Raw genomic sequence first — 20,887 nt, forward strand, 5'->3', positions numbered from 1 at the left:
CCCGCCTCAGGTCCCCACGGCGGCGTCCCGCGTCGGAGGCTCCGCGCGCACCGGCCTCCCCAGCGCCTCCGCGTACAGGTCCAGACTGCGAGAAGCCATCACGTCGTGCCGCAGCTCCGCCTGGGCACGCTCACGCGCCCCACGCCCCAACCGCTCCGCCAGGCCGGGCTCGTCCAGCAACCTGCGCGCGGCCCGGGCCAGGGCGTCCGGCTCCCCCACGGGGACCGTCAACCCCGACTCCTCGTGTCGGCTCACCCACGACACCCCCGAGTGGGGAATCGCCGTGTTCAGCACCGGCAGCCCACTCGCCATCGCCTCCGCCTGGGACAAGCCGTACGCCTCGCTGCGGGCATTGCTCGGGAACCACAACGCGGTCGCCGCGCGGTAGGCCCCCGCGAGCGAGTCCGGTGACAGGTACCCCGCCCAGGTCACCCGCTCGGCCACGCCCAGCGCCTCGGCCCGCCGACGCGCTTCTTCCCCCAGGGGTCCCTCCCCCACCACCAACAGCCGTCCAGGCACCCGCGCCAGCGCATCCAGGGCGGTGAAGAGGCCCTTGTAGTAGACGAGCCGCCCCACCATCAGCCACAGGGGCTGCCCCTCCGAGACCGAGCGCCAGTGCCGCTCCGCCTCCAACGCGGCCGTCGACGGCTGGAGGAATGGCGACGGGTCGATTCCCAGCGGCAGCACACGCACCTTGTGCCGGAACTGCTGGAGCAGGGCGGAGCCAGGAACGTAGGCCTCGCTGTTCGCCAGCACGCGCCGCGCCCTCGCATACAGCATCATCTCGAAGGGACGGAACAGCGCCCCCGCGACCTTCTGGCGGATGATGTCGCTCTGGTGCGTGATGACCAGCGCGGGCAGGCGCGGCATCGCGTTGAGCGCCAGCACCATCGTGGGATTGGGCGTCTGAAGGTGCACCACGTCCACGCCCCGGGCCAGCATGCGCCGCAGCGTGCCCGGCAACTGGGGCAGCACGTCCATGCGCGCCACGGACGCGCTGCGGCCCAGGCGCACCACGCGCACCAGCCCGTCCCAGTCCTCGCGGGTGGGGCTGCGCCCGTGGAACTCGTGGCTCGTGCCCGAGCCGTCCGCCGAGTGGTTGGCGCAGAGCACCTCCACCTGCGCCCCCAGCGCGGCCTGCGCGCGGGCCAGCGTCTGGACGTGGCTCTCGATGCCGCCGGAGGCCGGAGGATAGAACTTCCCCAGGTGCAGCACGCGCAGGCCCGCGCCCGGCATGGGCGCGCTCACGACCGCGCCATCCCGTCCTTCGGCTCCTCGGCGGCGTACTGCCCGTAGCCCTGGTAGGCCAGGTACGAATCCCCGTAGCGCGGCGCCCGCAGGTCCACGTCGTTGAGGATGGCGCCGTACATGCGCGCCTGCACGTCCGCCAGCGAGCGCAGCGCGCGCCGGGCCGACTCGCGGTTCGTCTTCCCCGCCTTCAACACCAGCACCACGCCGTCCGACTGCGTGGCCAGCACCGCCGCGTCCGCCACCGCGTTGAGCGGCGGGCTGTCCAGGATGACGCGGTCGAACTTCCCCGCCACCTGCTTGAGCAGCTCCGCGAAGGCGCGCGTGTGCAGCAACTCCGCCGGGTTGGGCGGCAGCGGGCCACACGGCAACACGAACAGCCCGGGCACCTCCGTGCTCTTCACCGCCGCCTCCAGCGAGCCCTCCCCCACCACCAGCGAGGAGATGCCCAGCTCGTTGGGCACCCCGAAGGCGCGGTGCAGCCGGGGCCGGCGCATGTCCGTGTCCAGCAGCAGCACGCGGTTGCCGCTCTGGGCCATGGCCACGCCCAGGCTGATGCAGGTGGTGGACTTGCCCTCCTGCGGCCCGCTGGAGGTCACCACCAGCGTCTTGAAGGGCGTGTCCGGCGACATGAACAGCAGGTTGGTCCGGATGGCCCGGCAGCACTCCGCCACGGACGACTTCGGCTCGCGGTGGACGTACAGGTCCCGCTCTCGCGGCGCCTTGCTGCCCTCGATGCGCGGCATGACGCCCAGGAACGCCAGCCCCAACCGCTCCTCCACGTCCTGCTGCGTGGACACGCTGTTCTCCAGCATGTCCAGGAGCAACGCCATGCCCAGCCCCGCCAGCACGCCCAGCACCAGCCCCATCATCAGGTTGCGCCGCACGTTCGGCTTCACCGGCACCCACACCGGCCGGGCCAGGTCCAGCACGCGCACGTTGCTGGTGCGCAGCAGGCCCGACAGCTCGATGTCCTTGAGCCGCTTGAGCACCAGGTCGTAGAGCCGCTGGTTGTTGTCCGACTCCCGCTTGAGCCTGTCGAACTCGATGGACTTCTTGTTCACCTGGAACGCCTCGGCCTTCGCCTCGTCCAGCAGGCGCACCAGGTTCTTGCGCTGGGCCTCCGCCTCCGTCAGCTCCGTCTCCGCCGAGCGCACCACGTTGGTGAGGCTCTTGAGGAAGTCGCCGCGAATCACCGCCAGCTTCCCCTGGCACTCCAGCAGCTTGGGGTGCTCCGCCAGGTAGCGCTCGCCCAGCTCCGCGCAGGCGATGCGCGCGTCCGTGTACGCCTTGCGCAGGTCCTGGATGACGCCGTCCTTCGCGCCCGGCAGCGCCTCCGCCCACGTCTCGTCGTCCGGCGACGCCTTGCGCAGCTTCTGGATGGCCTCCATCCGCGCCTGGAGCGCGGCGATGCGCGTGCTCACCTCCGTGAGGTGCAGGTTGAAGCTGTTGATGCGCTCGCTGACGATGCTCATCCGCGACTCCAGCGACGTGGACAGCATGTCCGCGTCCTTCTTGAAGTCGAAGACCGCCAGCTCGCTCGTCTTGGACTGGCGCTCCAGCTCCGACAGCCGCCCCTCCAGCCAACTGCGCGCGTCGTCCGTCATGCGCAGCTTGAGGGCCAGGTTCTCCGCCATGTACGCGCCGGCCACCTCGTTGGCGAGCAGGGCCGCGCGCGCGGCGTCCCCGTCGTCCACCGCGATGTTCATCACCCGCGAGTCCTTCTCCGGCACCACGCGGATGCGCGTCTGCAACAGCCCCACCGCGTCCGCCGCCTGCATCGCCTGCACGCGGGCCTTCTCGTCCGGGATGTTCGCCAGGCCCAGGAAGTCCGCGTCGGTGGACAGCCCCAGCTTGTCCACCACCCGGCTGGCCACCGCGCGCGAGGTGATGACCTCGCTCTGCGTGGCGTAGTACTCCTTGTTGAACCAGTAGTTGCCGCGCTCCTCGCCCATGACCTCCTTGACCTCGGTGTCGAGGAAGCGGGGCGCCATCACGTCGATGATGAGCGAGGTGCTGGCGGAGTAGACCTTGGGCTGGCGCAGCGTGTAGGCCGCCGCCAGCCCCGTCACCACCACGGCCACGCCCAGGACGACCCACTTGCGCCGCCACAGCGCGCGCAGCCGCGCCATCACCCCCGCGGGGGTCGGGCCGCCGGCGCCACCGGCCGGGTCGAACACGGTTCCTTCCACGTCTCGTCTCTCCTGGAGCGCTGCGGTGGAGTCACCGGCCCGGCACGCGCGCGCCCCGACCTGCACCCACACCCACGCCGTCACCGTCGAGCGTGCCGTGTCCGCCCCGGGTTGTCCATCGTTCCGCCGCCGCTCGGACGCCCACCATGCACCCACGTCCCGGACAGGGACGCGCACGACCCCGGCCGCCTGTGCTAGGGAGCCCGGTGTGAACTTCTCGCACTCGGTCATCCTCCCTTTCACCCCCGCCACCGTCGACGCCGCCTCCCACTTCGCGCGGGAGCTCGAAGGCAGGGCGGAGGTGGTGCTGGCGGGAGAGGGCGAGCCGACCGTGGCCCCGCGCCCCGGGCTGCACGTGTTGAACGTCCAGGGAGGCAAGGGCGCGGCCATCCGGGCGGCGCTGCCCCGGGTGACGGGCCCCGTCACCATCCTCCAGGACCCGGACGCGGCCTACAGCCCGGACGCCTATGAGTCGCTGGTGGGCCCCATCCACGCGGACACCGCGGACGCCGTCTTCGGCCGGCGCACCGGCGCGGGGCTCGCCCCCGAGCTGCTCGTCGAGCGCGCCCTGGGACACGTCACCCGCTTCGTCACCGACGTGGCCGTCAGCGACCCGCTCAGCGGGGTGCGCGCCTTCCGCACGGACGCGCTGCGCTCCGTCAGCCTCACCAGCGACGACGACGCGGTGGACGCGGAGCTGGTGGTGAAGCTGGCCGCGCAGTTGTTCCGCTTCACGGAGGTGGCCCTGCCGCCGCTGCAGGCCGTGCCCCACCGCCCGCGCGCCGCCCGGCTGTCGCAGCTGCGCACCCTGGTGCGCTACGCCACCGTCCGCGACGACGCGGACAACCAGCACGAGGGCTACACCACCCTGGAGCGCATGGACGGCGCCATCCACTACAACCAGTGGCTGGGCCGCCGCTTCCGCGAGCACCTGGGTCGCCGCGTGCTGGAGATCGGCTCCGGCATCGGCACCATCACCCGCGAGCTGGAGGCGGGCCTGGAGCTGCTCATCGCCCTGGAGGTGGACCCGTTCTACGTGGACCGCCTCAAGAACCTCTTCCGCGGCCACCCCCACATCCGCCCGTACCTGTCCGACGTGGCGCTCGCGGACTGGGAGTCCCTCCAGAAGGAGCGGCTGGACACCATCGTCCTGTCCAACGTGCTGGAGCACATCCCCGACGACGGCTCGGCGGTGCGGCGCTTCCGGCAGATCCTCACCCCCGGCGGCCGGGTGGTCATCCTCGTCCCCGCGCTCCCCCAGCTCTTCGGCAGCATCGACGAGGCGGTGGGCCACTACCGCCGCTACACCCCGGACAGCCTGCGCGCGGTGCTGGAGTCCAACGGCTTCGAGGTGGAGAAGCTGGAGTGGATGAACCTGGTGGGCATGCCGGGCTGGTTCGTCAACAGCCGCCTGTTCCGCCGCCGCTCCGTGCCCAAGCTCCAGCTCAAGCTCTACGACACGCTGGCGCCCCTGTTCGCGCGCGCCGAGGCCCACGTGAAGCTGCCGGTGGGCATGAGCCTGTTCGCCGTCGCGCGCGCCACCAACGACGCCTGAGCCCGCACCGGTGACGAGCCCGCACCCCTCCAGGTGCGGGCCGAACCCAGACACCCCGCACGTCCCCGCGGGCCCCTGGCTCCCGTGCTCCTCCGGGTCACACCCGCGCCGCGGATTTTCGCGACTGTCCACGCTTCAATGAATCACAAACACGACCTGCCCTGCGGGACAGGGTGGTGGATGCCCTCGCAACGTTTGCGGCATCCGCAAAAACTTGTCACACGACTGTGTGTCAGTCATCACCCGGGGATTGGGACAAACGGGCGGAAGGATTGAAACCGGACTGGCCGTGAACCGGGCCCACGGATTGCTTTGGAGGCTGGCGCCACTCGCCGCCGCCCGCAGGCAAGGAGCCGCTGGTGCCCCGCAATCCCTTCCATCCGAGGTCCCGCCGTACTCGCCGTGGCTTCGTGCTGTTGCTGGCCCTGGGCCTGCTCGTGCTCGTCACCGCCGCGGTGATGATGTCCCTGCGGGCCGTCAGCACGGAGAGCCAGCTCCAGGCGCATGAGCGCCGGGCGCGCGAGGCGTTCTTCGCCGCCGAGGCGGGCATGGCGGAGGCGCGCGTCATCCTCCAGGTCCTCATGGCGGAGACGGACACCAACTACAGCAACGTCATGATGCAGTTGGGCAATGCCTACCGTCCTGGTGGTGGCGTGGACCGGGGCTACATCAACATCGACAACGACGAGCCGGGGTTGCCCAACCCGATGCAGCCCGGCGGCTTCGAGTGGTACGAGGTCCTCCCCTGGACGCAGTACACCCTGGCGCGGGGCACCGCCGTCCTCGACCAGGACATGAAGGGGCCGGACGGCTCGGACATCGTCGAGTACCCGAACCCCACCAACGTCCGCTACCGCGTGTTCCTCGCGGACGACGACGACGACGTCATCGCCAACGCCCGGCGCGTCGACAGCAACAACCAGGTGTGGCTCGTCGCCGTGGGCGAGGTGCGCCCGGCCCAGGGCCAGCCCTACCGCACCATCATCCGCTCGCTCGTCACCAACACGAAGGGCCTGGGCGCGGGCAACTGCACCTACGGCGTGAAGATGGGCTGCAACGGCACGGGCACCGCGAGCAGCGCCGGCCTGCAGCTCTGAGCCCCCTTCGACCTCCCCGCATTCCCTCACTTCGAACACGGAGTCCCATCCATGCGCTCCTCACGCATCGCGCAGGTCCTCCTCGCGGCGCTCGTCGCCGTGGCGGGGGTCGTCCTCGCCCAGGACGACAACGAGTCGGGCGGTTCCTCCCAGCCGCTGTGCATCGACACGACCAACCAGGACAAACAGCCGGACTTCAGCGCGGACGCCGGCTACCCCAGCGCCATCCTGGTCACCAACGACAACCCACCCAAGCTGAGGCTCAACACCAACCTCAACGTCCTGAACCCGGAGAAGATCATCCTGCCCTTCGAGCAGGACCTGGATGCCCTCATCGTCTACGACCACGCGGGTGGCGGCGCCTCCAGCACGCTGGGCTGGTTCTACTACGACGAGCTCATCGCGGCCGGCTACGTCGACGACCACGGCACGCCCGACGAGTCGGACGACGACACGCTGAAGGACACGAACAACAACGGCGTGCCCGACTTCCACGAGGACCTCTTCAACGTCTCCGCGGGGCCCAACGCCCGCCCCTACATCGGCACGGGCCCGCGCTGCCCCAACCGCGCGACCTTCGTCCACACGCTGGCGGACGGACGGAAGGTGACGCTGCGGGAGCCGGAGCTGCAGTTCGGCGCCTGCTCCGTGGCGTCCACCTACCGGGCCGGCCAGGGCCCCAAGCGCTGGTACGGCGAAGTCAGCGACGGCTATCCGCCGCAGCCGACGACAGGAGGGGTCGTGGGCCAGGGCGTGCGCGAGGCCTGGAAGGACCTGCTCACGAACGGCGGCGACGACGGCGCGCTCAAGGCCGCGGCCATCACCTCCGGCGCCATCGACGAGTATTTCAGCGACCGCGGCCTGTTCCCCCACATCCCCAACCTGCTCGAGCCCCGCCACCCGCTCAACGGGAACAAGGGCATCGGCAACTTCGTCTTCCTGGCCACGGACGACGACGAGAACTCCGGCGGCCAGGGCCGGCGCTGCCCCATCCCCGGAGAGAGCACCAACTCCAGCCCCATCGCCGAGTGCCTCCAGCCCCGGACGGGCTGGACGGTGGATGCCTCCGGCAGCGTCGTCCGCTCCGACTACTCCTGGGACCGCTCGGAGACCGACGACGGCGTCCCCGACTACAAGGCCTCCGCCTTCGACAGCTCCGGGCGCCTCATCACCGGCAAGAACCCGCGCGCCGCCATCACCAAGGCGGAGGACCAGCGCGTCCCGCTCGGGCGGCTGCAGGCCAAACGCGAAATCGTCTTCTTCCTCGTCGCCTACGTGGAGCAGCGCTACGGCCCCTCCACCGACTCCTGCCTCATCACCCGCCCGGTCAACGATGGGCGTCAGGTCCAGTGCGACCTGTGGATGAACGGCGACATCAACGTCTTCTTCTCCAAGACGCCGCTCAACATGGACCTGCACCAGAGCCTGGGGGACATCGTCATCCAGAACCTGGACCTCGCCGGGGACTGGCTGCACTGGGATTCGTACTACCGGCTGCAGAACGACCCCGCCTATGGCGGCATCACCTTCACCGCGGGCCAGACGCAGAAGGTCCCCGCCATCCAGCGCCGCGCCGCGCACACCGTCGTGGGCGCGCCGCGCGACAACCCGCTGGTGTGGATCCTCGGCTGGGAGGACCAGAACTCGGGCGGCGACCGCACGTACAACGACATCGTCATCCTCATCAACAAACAGAACAACGGCTCGTTCCGCTCGGACGTGGTGTCGGACATCTCGCCGGAGTTCTCCCGCGACTACACCATCACCGAGGTCACCTTCACCGTCGACGACGAGGCCTTCTACAAGGGCGCGGGCGGCACCACCAACGCGTGCCGCCGCACCGGCCCCCTGCCGGATGGGACCATCGGCCAGCTCACCCCGAAAATCACCTACGAGGTGGCGCTGGACTGCAAGGTCTGCACGTCCGACTGTGATGGCAGCAGCCCCGTCTTCGAGAAGAACCCCTCGCCGGCCTGGGTGACCGTTCCGCTGCCGGCCTCCACCGATGGCCAGCACCGCACCGCCACCGCGGTGCTCAACGACTTCCTGGCCAAGGGCCGGGTGGGCACGCAGCTGTGCTGGCGCGCGGTGCTCGAGAGCCCCGGCGAGGGCTGCCAGCCCACCATCCACAACATCAACGTCTCCTACAAGGCCCAGCGCAGCGGCCAGTACGGCCGCGCGTCCATCATCCCCATGGCCAACGCCATCATCTACGGCGTGCACGAGACGCCGGGGCGCGCGTGGTTCGCGGACGGCGGCGTCGACCAGGTGTCCACCCGTCCCTACGACAGCCTGCCGGACACGGCGGACCGCGGACATGTCTTCCTGAAGAAGCTGTACGAGCCCGCGAGCCTGGACGAGTACGCGCCTCCGTCCATCGTCTGGGATTCGGGCAAGTGGATGCGGGACCTGATGGCTGGCCTGGAGACAGGCGGTGGCGACCCACTCAACGTCCGCAAGCTCCTGACCTGGGACTCCTCCACCGGCAAGGCGCGTGACGTGAAGGACCTCATGGCGCGAGACAATGGAGGCAGTCCGCTCTTCCCGGACACGCTCTGCGCGTTGCGCTCCGGCAGCGTCTATCTGTACGACCTGAACAAGAAGGACGCGTGCAACGGCGACGACCGGGTGATGCTGCGCGACTGGCTGTATGGCTGGGAGAACCGCGAGGCGGCGACGGCGCGCCAGCGGATGCGCACCTGGCCGCTGGGGGGCATCAACCTCTCCACCGTGGCCGTCATCGGACCGCCGAGCCCGCCGGGCTGGCTCGTCACGTCCAACAACCGCGCCGAGTACGACCGCTACATCGCGGGCTTCCAGAGCCGCCCGCTCGTGGCGAAGCGGCGCACGGTGACCTACGTGGGCTCCACCCAGGGCTACCTGCACGCGCTCGGGACGGGCCTGTTCAAGACGGGTGACGACCCGTGCACCACCACCCAGGTGGAGTACCAGGGCTACTTCGGCCGCACCACGGGCTGCGCCAACGACTACGGCGGCGGCGAGGAGCTCTTCGCGTACCTGCCGTTCAAGATGCTGCCCTACTACGTGGAGAACTACCGGCGCGGGAACGACAAGTACTCGGAGACGCGCGCCAGCATGGACGCCACGCCGTCGGTGGCGGACGTGGACCTGGGCGTGGGCTCCGCCTACGACGCGGTGACGGGCTACGACCACACCACCACCACGAACCGCGCCAACGCCTGGACGTTGGACCCCTCGGGAGGAAGCGGAGGGGCCCGCACGGTGCTCGCCACCGCCACCGGCGTGAACCAGGGCCTGTTCTTCGCGTTGGACATCACCGACCCCAGCGACACGGACAACTACCCCCGTCCGCTGTGGGAGTTCGACATGAAGCGCGACCTGTTCACCACGTCCGGCGGCGTGCCGTGCTACGCAGCCAGCAGCACCTGCAAGACGCTGACCCAGATCTTCGCGGGCGAGAGCGGCAACCCCATGACGCCGGACACGAAGGGCTCCCGGCACGCGCCCACCCTCGTCCGGATGAACTTCGCCAGCGGCGGCAACAAGTGGGTGTCCATCTTCGGCACCGACTACATCCCCGAGACCAACACGGGCGGGACGCTCTACCTCGTCGACGTCAAGACCGGCCTGCCCGCGCAGGTGCCGGGCGGCACGCTCAAGTCGCGACTGGCGGGCATCGTCACGTTGGGCACCACCTCCGCGGACCGCAACGAGGGCGTCGGCGGTGAACCGGTGGCCCTGGACGTCAACGGCGACGGGACGATGGACGTCATCTACGTCCCCTCCACGTCGGGGAAGATCTACCGCATCAACACCGCGTTCGTGGATGTGACCAAGAAGCTGGGGAAGGTCCTCTCCTCGTGTGTCGTCGCGGACGCGAAGACGGTCACCAACGTCAGCGGCGCGGACCGTCCCTACCAGCGCATCTTCTCCTCCATCGCCGCGACCGTCACCAGCGGCGGCGGCAACAAGACGGTGCGGCTGTACTTCGGCACGGGCAACAACCCGGACATCGCCAACGAGGACGTGGACCGGCCGGACCTGGGCTCCCGGCCGCACTACAACGTCTTCGCCTTCGACGACCCCAACCCCATGCCCACCAGCCGCCCGGGGGACAACTGCCCGGGGCAGCTCGCGTGGGTGAAGGAGCTGGGCACGGGGCAGACGCTCTGGGGCGGCGTGACGGCCACGGACACCGGCGTGTTCACCACCACCGCGGTGGGCACGTCCGCCAGCGCGTGCGACCTGTCCAGCGACACCAACGGGCGCATCTACGCCTTCACCACGTCAGGCACCCCCATGGCCGGCAACGACTCCGACCTGGGCGGCCAGGGCACGCACGCCCCCGTCATCTACGACAACCACCTCATCGCCCTCACCGCGGACGGCCGCTACCTCCAGAAGGGCAAGGGCAAGTTCAACCAGCCCACGGGCAACGGCACCGTCTTCCGGTCCAAGGTGCTCATCTGGGACGTGCGCCCCGGCTCGCGCATCCAGCAGGTGGTGCCATGACGACGCGCGCCACCGGGCGAGGCGCGCGCGGGCTGTCGCTCCTGGAGGCGCTGGCCACCGCGGCGGTGCTGGCGCTGGGCATCGTCGGGGTGATGTCCACCCTCCACGCCGCCTCGAAGCAGAACCGCCGCAACAACATCCAGAACCAGGCGACGCTCATCGCGGAGCAGGAGCTGGAGCGCATCGTGGGCCTGCGCTGCGACGGCGTCAGCACCACCTCCCCCTGCGCCAACATCCAGGCGCTGGATGGCAGGGCGCGCAAGGTGTACTGGTCCGCCAACGGCGAGCCCTCGGACGCGCCCCCCCTCCCGGGCGCGCCTCCCTCGCTGCTGTACACGGTGGCGGTGGACGTGGACCCACCGTTCGAGGCCACCGAGACGGGCTCGCCGTCGCTCACGCGCACGGCGACGCCGCCCGCGTCCCTTCCCCTCAACGCGGTCGTCAACGTCCGGGTGACGGTGAGCTGGGCGGAGCCCCGCTCGTCGCGCCGCGCGGTGGCGCTGCAGACCCGGATGTCGCGATGAGACACGCTCCCCACGCGCAGGGCTTCACCCTCCTCGAGGTCCTCATCGCCGCGGCCGTCTCGCTCATCATCATCGGCGTGGCGCTGACGGCCAGCCTCGAAATCCAGCGGCGCGCGCGGCTGGAGGAGCGCGTCAGCGAGACCCAGAACTCGGGGCGCGCGGCGCGGGACTTCATCGCCTTCAACATCCAGCGGGCGGGCGCGGGCATGGGCCCCGCCCTCCTCGTCGCGGGCAACGGCGCGGGCCCCGGCGGCCTGGACCTGCGCTACGCGGTGCTGTCCACCCGCGAGGCGACGTTCGCGGACGCGGACTTCGCGCTCCCCACGGGGCGCTACGCGGGCCTGCGCTCGGACGCGCTGGAGGTCTGGGAGACGGACCCCGGGCAGATGCTGCCCCTCAAGGGCTGCAACGACGGCAACGCGAAGCGCTGGCTGGGCAACCAGCTGTGCACCCTCAATCCACCGCTCCCCACGCTCGTGAACCGGGTGGTGGCCATCGTGTCCCCGGAGCAGACGACGGGCCGCGCGCTCGCGTGCCTGGGCGTGGTGACGAGCGTGGACCCCATCCGCAATCCCCCGGGCGACCCGGACTACTCCGTCACGTGGAGCCCCGGCCTGCCCGGCAAGCCCACCCCGTCGAGCCACCCGTGTGGCGCCGCGCCCCTGAACGCCAACCCCCTGTGGGACGCGCGGGACGTCTACCTCATGCCCGTCACGGCGCGGGCCTGGCGCATCTCCTGGGTGGGCGGCGAGCCCGCGCTCCAATACGACGCGGACGGACCGGCCGGCGCCGCGGGCTACGTCACGCTGTCGCGGGAGATCGAACAACTCCAGGTGCGGATGGGCGTGCAACCCCCGGACGCGGACGCGGGGCTGATGTTCTTCCCCGACCCCGCCTCCTCACCCGCCCACCCGAGCCTGGACCAGTGCACGCAGGCCACCTGCGGGCCGCTCGTGACGTGGGCCTGGGACGGAGGAGCGTCGGGCGTGAACCAGGGCGAGGGCAGCGCGCGCGACGAGCTGATGCGCCACGTCCAGGTGGTGGAGCTGGGCATCACCGCGCGCTCGCAGCGTGTCGACACCGCGCGCGCCCTGCCCGCCGACAGCGGCACCGACGAGGACGGCAACCTCCAGGACGGCTACAAGCGGCGCCACACCGTGGTCCGGCTGGCGCCGCGCAACTTCGGCTACGCGGGGGACTGACATGAGACACACGCCCAGGGGACTGACGCTGCTGGAGGTCCTCACCGTCCTCGCGCTGGTGGGGCTCTTCGCGGGCATGTCCGTCAGCGGCATCCGCGGCATGGTGGCCCGGCAGCGCGTCAGCGACACGGAGCGACAGGTGTTGATGATGATGCAGGAGGCGCGGCAGAAGTCGCGCGCCACGGGTCAGGCGGTGCGGCTGACGCGCTCGACGGAGCTCGAGGGAGGCGTGGCGGTGACGCGCCTGCGGTGGGAGGCGCTGGCCTGCTCGGACGACTGGGGCACCCAGTGCCCCATGGCGGCCTGCCAGACGAAGGAGTGCGGCGAGGGCGGCTGCGTGTGTCCGGAGCGCGGCCCGGGCGTCGTCGTCCCCCGCCAGCTCGACGTGAGCAGCGTGGTGGGGCTGTGTTGGATGGGCGCCCCCGAACCCGGGAGCTCAGCCCCCGGCGTCGTGCGCGCGACGTCCGGACGCACCTGCGACGTCGCCAACCCGCGCCCCGTCGACGGGCAGTTGGTGCTCCTGCGAGACCTGAGCCCGCGCGGCGCCCCGCTGTGGCGCCCCGACGTGGTGCTGCAGGTGGACACGCTCTCCGGCGCCACCCGCTCGCTGGACTGCACCCGCGCTCCGACCACCACCGGCTGCCTCTAGCCGTCCGCGTGCGGGCTTCCCCGCGCGGACGGCGGCTCTATACTCGGGACCGCCCCACCGCCATCGGCGGTGAAGCCCGAGGACATGTGACGATGATGAAGCGGTTCGCCCTGGTGATGACCCTCTGTCTGAGCTCGAGCGCCTACGCGGAGGAGGACATCGCGGAGGTGTGGAAGGCCAAGTGCAAGTCCTGTCACGGTGAGGACGGCAAGGCGAAGACGAAGATGGGCCAGAAGGAGTCCATCGACGACATGAGCCTGCCCGCCTGGCAGGCGGCCGAGTCCGACGAGGAGATTCGTCGCGCCATCGCCGACGGCTCGCCGAAGAACTCCAAGATGAAGGCCTTCAAGGACAAGCTCACGCCCGCGCAGATCGACGCGCTGGTGGGATACATCCGCACCTTCAAGGCGAAGTAGCGCGTCCGGGACGCGGGTTGAATTTCGACGCGAAGGCGCGCGTCCGCGTCGAAGCCACCCGGAGCCGCCCATGAAGACCCTCGCCGCCGCCCTCGTTTTCAGCCTGTCCATGGCCAGCCTCTTCACCGCCGTGCGCGCGGACGCGTCGTCCTATCCGCGCGTGGAGAAGGGCCTGTCCCGGCCGGAGCCGCTGTCCCTCAGGCCGGGGGACGGCAAGGGGGGTGGCGGCGACGGGGACGACAAGGGCGACGACAAGGACAAGGACGACGAGGAGGACGAAGAGGAGTACCGCGGCCGCTACGCCGGCGTGACGGGCGCGGCGGCCCTGGAGCTGGTGGACCCGGGCGCGCTCGAGGACATGCTCCGCCTGCGCGCCGCGGTGCGCCACGGCCGCTTCTAGCGGCGTCAGGCCCGCCGCGCCTGCGGCAGCTCCTGCGGAGAGGCCTGCACGACGCGGGGCAGCGTCACCGCGAAGCACGTCCCGGACTCCACGGAGGACGCGACGTCCACCCAGCCGCCGTGCGCGGTGACGATCTGCGACACGATGTAGAGCCCCAGCCCCAACCCCTGCCGCTGGGCCTTGGGCGCGCCGGGCTCCGGCTCCGCCTTGTGGAAGGGCGCGAAGAGCCGGGGGCGCAGCGAGTCCGGGATGGGCGGGCCCACGTTGTGGACCTCCACGCGCTGGAAGAGCGGGTCGCCGGACGCCACGCGCACCCTCACCGTGGAGCCCCGGGGGCTGTGCTGGAGCGCGTTGCCCACGAGGTTGGAGAGCACCTGCCCCAGCCGCTCCTCGTCCCACACGCCCAGTGACTCGCCGACGACCTCCAGGTGGACCTGGTGCTCGGGGTGGGCCGGCTCCAGTTCGGAGATGATGCGCCGGCACACCTTGGCCATGCACACCTCGCGCGGATGGATGGGGATGCCGCCCGCCATGCGCGCGCGCGTGAAGTCCAGCAGCTGCTTCACCAACCGCGACATGCGCTCGGCGCTCCCGTCGATGCGCTGGGCCATGCGCCGCTGCTCCGGCGTCAGCGAGACCTGGGCCAGCAGGGTCGCGGCGGAAAGCCGCACCGCGGCCAGCGGGTTGCCCAGGTCGTGCCCCAACACGCCGATGAAGCGCTCCTGGTAGCGGGCCTCCTCGTTGCGCTCCTGCTCCTGGCGGCGCCGCGCGGTGACGTCGCGGCTGATGCCGAACAGGCCGTAGACGGTGCCGTCCCCCCGCCGCAGCACGCCCTTGGTCGTCTGCCAGATGAGGTCGCTGCCCGGCCCCCCCTCCGAATCCTCGTAGGTGGCGGTGAACCCCGCCGCCATCACCTCCCGGTCGTGGGACAGGGTGGGCCCGGCGATGTCCAGGCCCAGCAGCTCCTGGTCCGTGCGCCCGAGGATTTCGTGGGGGGCGCGGTGGAAGGCCCGCGCGGTGGCGGCGTTGATGAGCACGTACCGCAGGTCCACGTCCTTCACGTAGATGGCGTCGGTGGCGCTCTCGATGACGGCGTGCAGCAGGTCGTGGTCCCGACGCAGCGCCTCCTCCGACGCCATCCGCTCCGTCAGGTCCTCCAGGAAGACGACGACCCCGTCTTCCCAAGGGGATACACGCGCCAGCATCCACACCGGGCCCACCGAGGAGTCGCGCGCCACGCGCACCACCTCCGGCTCGCGGCGCACCGCCACCCGGACGCACGCGGCGAACAGGCCGCACTCCCCCACCCAGGGGGCCTCCTCCAGCAGGCGCTGACGCACCAGCGGTCGCTCCTCGCGCCCCAGCCAGCGCTCGGCGTGGGCATTCGCGGAGACACACTCGAAGTCCAGGATTCCCTGCCCCGAGGAGCGCACGCTCCTCAGCACCACCACGGCCTCGGACGGGGGCGCGGCGCCACCACTCACACCCCTGTTGCTCCAGCGGCCGGATTGCATGGCAGGCGTGGCACCCCCCAGTGATGCCATGAGACAGACTAGGCTCGGCGCCGGGCACACGGCCAACCCACCCCTGGTACGGCTGATACGTGGCCGACACACCAGACGATGCCGCGTCGCCTCCGGCACAGGACAGCGGACGCGCTCTGTCGTTGACCCGTCAGGGGCGGCCTCCTAATTACCCCCGGGACCTCAGGGTCCACTCATGGACACTCCTTTCACTCAGAGGCTGGATGGCGAGGCGGCGCGGCGGGGTGGCGTGCCTCCGGGGACGGATGATGCCTTCGCGCGCCTGGTGCGCGAGCTGGCGGTGGGGCGCCGCGCGCGCACCCAGGGCCTGAAGGGCGCCGCGCGCGCCTACGTGCTGGCGCGGCTCCACCACGAGGCGCGGGCGCCCCTGGTGTGCGTGGCCCCGGACGAGGAGGCGGCCGACGCGCTGGCCGCCGACCTGGCCTTCTTCCTGGGAGGCACCGGCACGCTGCTCACCCCGGGCGTGCTGCGCCTGCCCGCGGACGAGGTGCTGCCGTACGACGAGCTGTCCCCGGACGCGGCGGCCGTCACCGAGCGGCTGGGCGCGCTCCACCACCTCTCGCGCGGAACGCGCTTCCCCGCGCTGGTCCTGTCGCTGCGCGCGCTGTACCGCCGCGTGCTGAGCCCGGGCGTCGTCTCCGGCCTGACGGACCGGGTCGAGGTGGGGCAGGACCACGACCGGGACGAGCTGGCGCGCAAGCTGGCGCGGATGGGCTACCAGAACAGCCCGTTGGTGGAGGACGTGGGGACGTTCTCCGTGCGCGGCGGCCTGCTGGACGTGTTCAGCCCGCTCTACGACAAGCCCGTGCGCCTGGAGTTCTTCGGCGACACCATCGACTCCATCCGCGCGTTCGACCCGCAGACGCAGCGCACGGTGGACGCGATGAAGTCCGTGGACCTGGTGCCCGCACGCGAGCTGCTGCTCACCGAGGACACGCGGCCCCGCGCGGAGGCCGCCGCCCGCGAGGTGGCCGACCGCATCAACCTGCCCACCATCCAGTTGCGCGAGCGGCTCGAGGCGCTGCGCGAGGGGCTGCCGGGCTTCGGCCTGGAGGGGCTGCTGCCGGGCCTCTTCGAGGGTGGGCTGGCCACGGTGTTCGACTTCCTGGGCCCGTGGAGCGCGGAGGCCCCCGTCTTCTACCTGGACGACCCGCTCGCGCTGGAGCGCGCGGCGGACGAGCTGTGGGGAGAGCTGGAGCGCTCGTTCGCCGCGGCCGAGGAGCGCAAGGACCTGGTGCTCCCGCCCGCCGAGCACTTCCTCACCCGCGACGCCGTGGCCGAGCGGCTGGGGCGCTTCCGGGTGGTGGAGGGCGGCGGCCTGTCGCTGACGCAGTCCGAGCAGGCCCCCGTCGCCTTCACCTTCGGCGGCACGCAGGACCTGCGCGAGGCCATCCTCGCGCACCACGGCGAGGAGGGCGCGCTCACCCCGCTGGTGGAGCGGCTGCAGCGCTGGCGGGACACGCGCGTGGCGTGCGCGGTGGCCTGCGGCACGTTGAGCCAGGCGGACCGGCTCAAGCGCCTGCTGCTCGACCGCAACGTCATGGTGAAGGTCCACACGGAGCCGCTCGCGGACGCGCTGGCGCTGTACGACCCGGCGGTGTGGGCGCACCTGTTCACCGGCGAGGTGAGCCAGGGCTTCGTGGACGGCGTGGGCGGGCTGGCCCTCCTGTCGGACGAGGAAATCTTCGGCGTGCGCGCGCGCCGGCGCGTGCGGCGCAACAAGAAGCTGGACGCGTTCTCCGCGGGCTTCGGGGACCTGAAGGAAGGCGACCTCATCGTCCACACGGACTTCGGCATCGGCCGGTATGCGGGCCTGACGAAGATGGAGGTCAACCACGTCCCCGGCGACTTCCTCGTGCTGGAGTACGCGGGCCGGGACAAGATCTACCTGCCGGTGGGCCGCATGCGGCTCATCCAGAAGTTCACCGGCGGGGACCCGGACAAGGTCCAGCTCGACAAGCTGGGCGGCACCAGCTGGGAGAAGACGAAGAAGCGCGTCAAGGAGCAGCTGCTGAAGATGGCGGCGGAGCTCCTGCAGATTGCCGCCGCGCGCAAGGCGCACCCGGGCCATGCCTTCAGCGCGCCGGACCGCTACTTCGCCCAGTTCGAGGCGGACTTCGAGTTCGAGGAGACGCCGGACCAGGCCAAGGCCATCGAGGACGTGCTGGCGGACATGCAGAAGCCGGAGCCCATGGACCGGCTCGTCTGCGGCGACGTGGGCTACGGCAAGACGGAGGTCGCCATGCGCGCGGCCTTCAAGGCGTCGCTGGACCGCAAGCAGGTGGCGGTGCTGGTGCCCACCACGGTGCTGGCGCAGCAGCACTTCCTGTCGTTCAAGAAGCGCTTCAAGGACTACCCCGTCACGGTGGAGGTCATCTCCGGGCTGAAGAAGCCGCCGGAGGTGCGCGAAATCCTCAAGCGCGCCAAGGAGGGGCGGGTCGACATCCTCATCGGCACGCACAAGCTGCTGGCCGGCGACGTGACGTTCAAGGACCTGGGGTTGATGATCGTCGACGAGGAGCAGCGCTTCGGCGTGAAGCAGAAGGAGGCGCTGAAGAAGTGGCGCTCGCAGATCGACGTCCTGACGCTGACGGCGACGCCGATTCCCCGCACCCTGCACATGAGCATGTCGGGGGTGCGCGACATGAGCATCATCGCCACGCCGCCACAGGACCGCCGGGCCATCCGCACCTTCGTGATGAAGTACGACACGCAGGTCATCAAGGAGGCCATCGAGCGCGAGGTGGCGCGCGGCGGTCAGGTGTTCTTCGTCCACAACCGCGTGGAGTCGCTCGCGTCCGTGGAGCAGGAGCTGCAGCAGCTGGTGCCCAAGATGTCCATCGGCGTGGCGCACGGGCAGATGGGCGAGGGCCAGTTGGAGAAGGTGATGCTGGAGTTCACCGAGCGCAAGCACCAGGTGCTCCTGTGCACGGCCATCATCGAGAGCGGCATCGACATCTCCAGCGCCAACACGATGATCGTCAACCGCGCGGACCAGTTCGGCCTGGCGCAGCTCTACCAGCTGCGAGGCCGCGTGGGCCGCTCCAAGGAGCGCGCGTACGCGTACCTGCTGGTGCCCACGCGACGGGCGTTGACGAAGGACGCGCAGCGCCGGCTGGAGGTGCTCCAGAACTTCACGGAGCTGGGCGCGGGCTTCTCCATCGCCAGCCACGACCTGGAGATTCGCGGCGCGGGCAACCTGCTGGGCGAGAAGCAGTCGGGCGCCATCGCGGAGATCGGCTTCGACCTGTACGCGCAGTTGATGGAGGAGGCGGTGGCGGAGCTGCAGGGCCAGCCGCCCAAGGTGCAGTTGGAGCCGGACGTCGTCCTCCCGGTGCCGGCGCTCATCCCCGACGACTACGTGCCGGACGTCCACCAGCGGCTCGTCTTCTACAAGCGCTTCAGCCAGGCCGGCACGCCGGACGAGGTGACGGACCTGCGCGCGGAGCTGGTGGACCGCTATGGTGAGGCCCCGGACGAGGTGGACCACCTGTCCGAGCTGACGCTGCTGAAGATCGACATGCGCGACCTGCGGCTGCGCGCCATGGAGGTGAGCTCGGCCCGGGTGGTGGTGACGCTGGGCGCGGACGCGCTGCTGGATGGCGTCAAGGTCGCGGGGCTGGTGCAGCGCTCGAAGGGCTACTACCGGCTGACGCCGGACATGAAGCTCATCGCCCGCCCCGCCCAGGCGCTCCAGAACCAGGACCTGCTCGCCGAGGCGCGCAAGGTGCTGCGGGACCTGGACACCTGCTCGCTGCCCCAGGCGTAGCGCCGCCCTGGAACGCGAAGAGGCCCGGGACCGCGTGTCCCGAGCCTCTCGCGTGTACGCCCGTTCGACGGGGGACGCCTACGGCGTGTCGTCGTTGTTCCCGCGCTTGAACAGCTTGCTCAGCCCGACGAAGAGGGCCGCGACCCCGGCGATGACCAGCTTCTTGGCGGCGAACAGCGCGGCGAGGAGGCCCTTGAAGAAGCCGGCCTTGACGGCCATCTTGCCCGCGACGAGCCCCGCGATGCCGTAGGCGGCCACGCGGCCCGAGCTGGGGTCGAAGTCCTCGTAGCGGTAGCCGGACTTGAACGAGGTGAAGCCCAGCACCTGCTGCATGTCCTTCTCGACCTGGGGCAACTGGCCCATTTCGGAGACGGCGTTGAGCACCAGCACGCCTTCGTTGCCCAGGATGCGGACGTTGTAGTTCAGCGAGTGCGGGGAGTCGTTCGACTCGGTGGAGGCCAGCTCCTTGGCCCAGTAGAGCTTGCGCGTGCCCGGGTCGTAGTGCGGCGTGGCGGCCCAGCCCACCAGCTGGATGCCACCGTAGCCCGCCTTCTTGCGCTCGGCGCTCGACTCCCGGGTGGCCGACTGCATCTCCTTCAGCAGGTCCGCGTAGTCGATGCTGGACGCGTCCTCGTCCTCGACGTGGCCGTCGTCGTCATAGCTGATGACGACGCCCCACCCCTCCGGCGCCGCGACGTCGACGTTCGCCGGCACCAGCATGCCCAACGTCGTGGTGCCAGGAGGGTTGCCCCAGGCCTCCACCAGCACCCGCTCCGCCTCCTCGGGGGAGAGATAGAGGAAGTTGGCCGGCACCTCCATCTGCGCCAGGCCATGGCCCAGGTCCACCGTGCCGGTGCGCCCCTCCACCACGAACGGCGGCTCGTCGACCTCCGCATCCGCCTGCGCGGGAGGCTCGGCGGCGGGCCCCTGGGCCCACGCGCTCACCGCGACCACGGACAACATCCAAGACAACCACCATCGACCCTTCATGTGCGTCCCCCTCCGGGAAGCTGCTTCTGCATACGGACCGGAGGGACGAAATGGGTCGGACGAGCTGACGCCCTTCGCGAGCCAATCACTGCTCACGGAACTCCCCCCGGCAAAGACAGCGCACCATGGCCGAAACCGCGGGGCCTGTCACCTCCCGCCAGGAAAGGCATCCATCGCGTCAGGCCGCCTCGACCTTCGAATCCTCGACCGGGCGCACCAGGAACTCCCGCGCGGACTCCAGCGCACGGGCATCCCCGAGCACCTGCCCGGGGGCGCTGCCATGTCCCATGAGCGCGCCTCGCCAGCGCATGTCCATGTAGTCCGCGCTGAGGCGCAGGCTGAGCACCAACGGCCCGGCGACGGAGTCGTCCTCGTCCGTCGAGTGCGCGGTGATGAGCGACAGCACCTTGCCGCGCATGCGCTCACGGAAGCGCAGCTCCGGCACTCGCAGCCACCAGGACCAGTGCTCCAAGTAGCCCTGGGCGTTGGAGGGCAGGCTGTACCAGTACACCGGCGCGACCATGACGACCTCGTCGGCGGCCAGCGTGTCCTCCGCGAGCGAGCGCAGCGCCGGAGGCAGGGGCGGATAGCCCCCGGGCGCGTGGCGCAGGTCCTTGAACGGCAGGTCGCGGAACACATCGAGCCGCAGCCACTTCGCCACGGTATTGGGAGGCAGCGCCTCCGCCGCGCGCCGGGCGAGCAGCTCCGCGTTGCCCCCTTCCCGGGAGCTGGCCAACAGGAAGAGGACCGTGCGAGGCACCACGGGAGAGGACGTCATGTCACACCAACGGGAAGCGGGATGCCGCG

General features: G+C 70.8%; 14 protein-coding genes. 9 read left to right on the top strand and 5 right to left on the bottom strand.

Annotated elements, in window-relative coordinates; genetic code table 11:
• Positions 1-6: 6 nt before the first annotated feature.
• Together LZ198_RS29825 and LZ198_RS29830 are read right to left on the bottom strand one after the other, a co-directional pair.
• A complete protein-coding gene (locus LZ198_RS29825) occupies positions 7-1,248 on the bottom strand; it encodes a glycosyltransferase (RefSeq protein WP_253975496.1) in 1,242 nt (413 codons plus the stop codon).
• Positions 1,245-3,440, bottom strand: a complete 2,196-nt coding sequence (locus LZ198_RS29830) for a GumC family protein (RefSeq protein ID WP_253975497.1) — start codon at positions 3,438-3,440, stop codon at positions 1,245-1,247. The genes LZ198_RS29825 and LZ198_RS29830 overlap by 4 nt, the downstream gene beginning before the upstream one ends.
• Before the next feature lie 208 nt (positions 3,441-3,648).
• Between LZ198_RS29830 and LZ198_RS29835 the strand changes: the two genes are divergently transcribed.
• The 8 genes from LZ198_RS29835 (at position 3,649) to LZ198_RS29870 (ending at position 13,777) form a co-directional block, all read left to right on the top strand.
• Positions 3,649-4,995, top strand: a complete 1,347-nt coding sequence (locus LZ198_RS29835) for a methyltransferase domain-containing protein (protein ID WP_253975498.1) — start codon at positions 3,649-3,651, stop codon at positions 4,993-4,995.
• A 359-nt stretch (positions 4,996-5,354) separates the two neighbouring features.
• Positions 5,355-6,092, top strand: a complete 738-nt coding sequence (locus LZ198_RS29840) for a hypothetical protein (protein WP_253975499.1) — start codon at positions 5,355-5,357, stop codon at positions 6,090-6,092.
• Between the two features lie 51 nt (positions 6,093-6,143).
• Positions 6,144-10,586 (top strand): pilus assembly protein, encoded by a 4,443-nt coding sequence (locus LZ198_RS29845; RefSeq protein ID WP_253975500.1) that lies wholly within the window; start codon positions 6,144-6,146, stop codon positions 10,584-10,586.
• Positions 10,583-11,110 carry a hypothetical protein gene (locus LZ198_RS29850; protein ID WP_253975501.1) on the top strand — a complete coding sequence of 176 codons (528 nt, stop codon included), beginning with the start codon at positions 10,583-10,585 and terminating at the stop codon, positions 11,108-11,110. Before LZ198_RS29845 ends, LZ198_RS29850 begins: the two co-directional genes overlap by 4 nt.
• Positions 11,107-12,312, top strand: coding sequence for a PilW family protein (locus LZ198_RS29855; RefSeq protein WP_253975502.1), 1,206 nt, complete (start codon positions 11,107-11,109; stop codon positions 12,310-12,312). Before LZ198_RS29850 ends, LZ198_RS29855 begins: the two co-directional genes overlap by 4 nt.
• Position 12,313: 1 nt before the next feature.
• Complete coding sequence (locus LZ198_RS29860; protein WP_253975503.1) at positions 12,314-12,961, top strand: pilus assembly FimT family protein; 648 nt, start codon at positions 12,314-12,316, stop codon at positions 12,959-12,961.
• 92 nt (positions 12,962-13,053) lie between these two features.
• The gene (locus LZ198_RS29865; RefSeq protein ID WP_253975504.1) at positions 13,054-13,377 is read left to right on the top strand and encodes a c-type cytochrome; all 324 of its coding nucleotides are present in this window, start codon (positions 13,054-13,056) and stop codon (positions 13,375-13,377) included.
• Between the two features lie 70 nt (positions 13,378-13,447).
• Complete coding sequence (locus tag LZ198_RS29870; protein ID WP_253975505.1) at positions 13,448-13,777, top strand: hypothetical protein; 330 nt, start codon at positions 13,448-13,450, stop codon at positions 13,775-13,777.
• A gap of 5 nt (positions 13,778-13,782) precedes the next feature.
• Here LZ198_RS29870 and LZ198_RS29875 read toward each other — a convergent pair whose 3' ends face one another.
• Positions 13,783-15,228 carry a PAS domain-containing sensor histidine kinase gene (locus LZ198_RS29875; RefSeq protein ID WP_407667479.1) on the bottom strand — a complete coding sequence of 482 codons (1,446 nt, stop codon included), beginning with the start codon at positions 15,226-15,228 and terminating at the stop codon, positions 13,783-13,785.
• 268 nt (positions 15,229-15,496) lie between these two features.
• On the opposite strand from LZ198_RS29875, the gene mfd reads away from it, so the two are divergent.
• Entirely contained in the window at positions 15,497-19,090 is a 3,594-nt protein-coding gene (gene mfd / locus LZ198_RS29880; RefSeq protein ID WP_253975507.1) for a transcription-repair coupling factor, read from the top strand.
• A 78-nt stretch (positions 19,091-19,168) separates the two neighbouring features.
• Here the strand turns inward: mfd and LZ198_RS29885 are convergent, their stop codons facing one another.
• A complete protein-coding gene (locus tag LZ198_RS29885) occupies positions 19,169-20,080 on the bottom strand; it encodes a DUF2167 domain-containing protein (protein WP_267145492.1) in 912 nt (303 codons plus the stop codon).
• 178 nt (positions 20,081-20,258) lie between these two features.
• Positions 20,259-20,858, bottom strand: coding sequence for a flavodoxin family protein (locus LZ198_RS29890; protein WP_253975508.1), 600 nt, complete (start codon positions 20,856-20,858; stop codon positions 20,259-20,261).
• Positions 20,859-20,887: the final 29 nt, after the last annotated feature.

This window comes from Myxococcus dinghuensis, from assembly GCF_024198235.1.
Taxonomy (GTDB): Bacteria; Myxococcota; Myxococcia; order Myxococcales; family Myxococcaceae; genus Myxococcus; species Myxococcus dinghuensis.

What these genes read in the sequence shown, in the direction of transcription:
- LZ198_RS29845 (WP_253975500.1), top strand. Translation starts at nt 6,144, where the DNA reads ATGCGCTCCTCACGCATCGCGCAGGTCCTCCTCGCGGCGCTCGTCGCC.
- LZ198_RS29850 (WP_253975501.1), top strand. Translation starts at nt 10,583, where the DNA reads ATGACGACGCGCGCCACCGGGCGAGGCGCGCGCGGGCTGTCGCTCCTG.
- LZ198_RS29855 (WP_253975502.1), top strand. Translation starts at nt 11,107, where the DNA reads ATGAGACACGCTCCCCACGCGCAGGGCTTCACCCTCCTCGAGGTCCTC.
- LZ198_RS29860 (WP_253975503.1), top strand. Translation starts at nt 12,314, where the DNA reads ATGAGACACACGCCCAGGGGACTGACGCTGCTGGAGGTCCTCACCGTC.
- LZ198_RS29865 (WP_253975504.1), top strand. Translation starts at nt 13,054, where the DNA reads ATGATGAAGCGGTTCGCCCTGGTGATGACCCTCTGTCTGAGCTCGAGC.
- LZ198_RS29870 (WP_253975505.1), top strand. Translation starts at nt 13,448, where the DNA reads ATGAAGACCCTCGCCGCCGCCCTCGTTTTCAGCCTGTCCATGGCCAGC.
- mfd (WP_253975507.1), top strand. Translation starts at nt 15,497, where the DNA reads ATGGACACTCCTTTCACTCAGAGGCTGGATGGCGAGGCGGCGCGGCGG.
- LZ198_RS29885 (WP_267145492.1), bottom strand. Translation starts at nt 20,080, where the DNA reads ATGAAGGGTCGATGGTGGTTGTCTTGGATGTTGTCCGTGGTCGCGGTG.
- LZ198_RS29890 (WP_253975508.1), bottom strand. Translation starts at nt 20,858, where the DNA reads ATGACGTCCTCTCCCGTGGTGCCTCGCACGGTCCTCTTCCTGTTGGCC.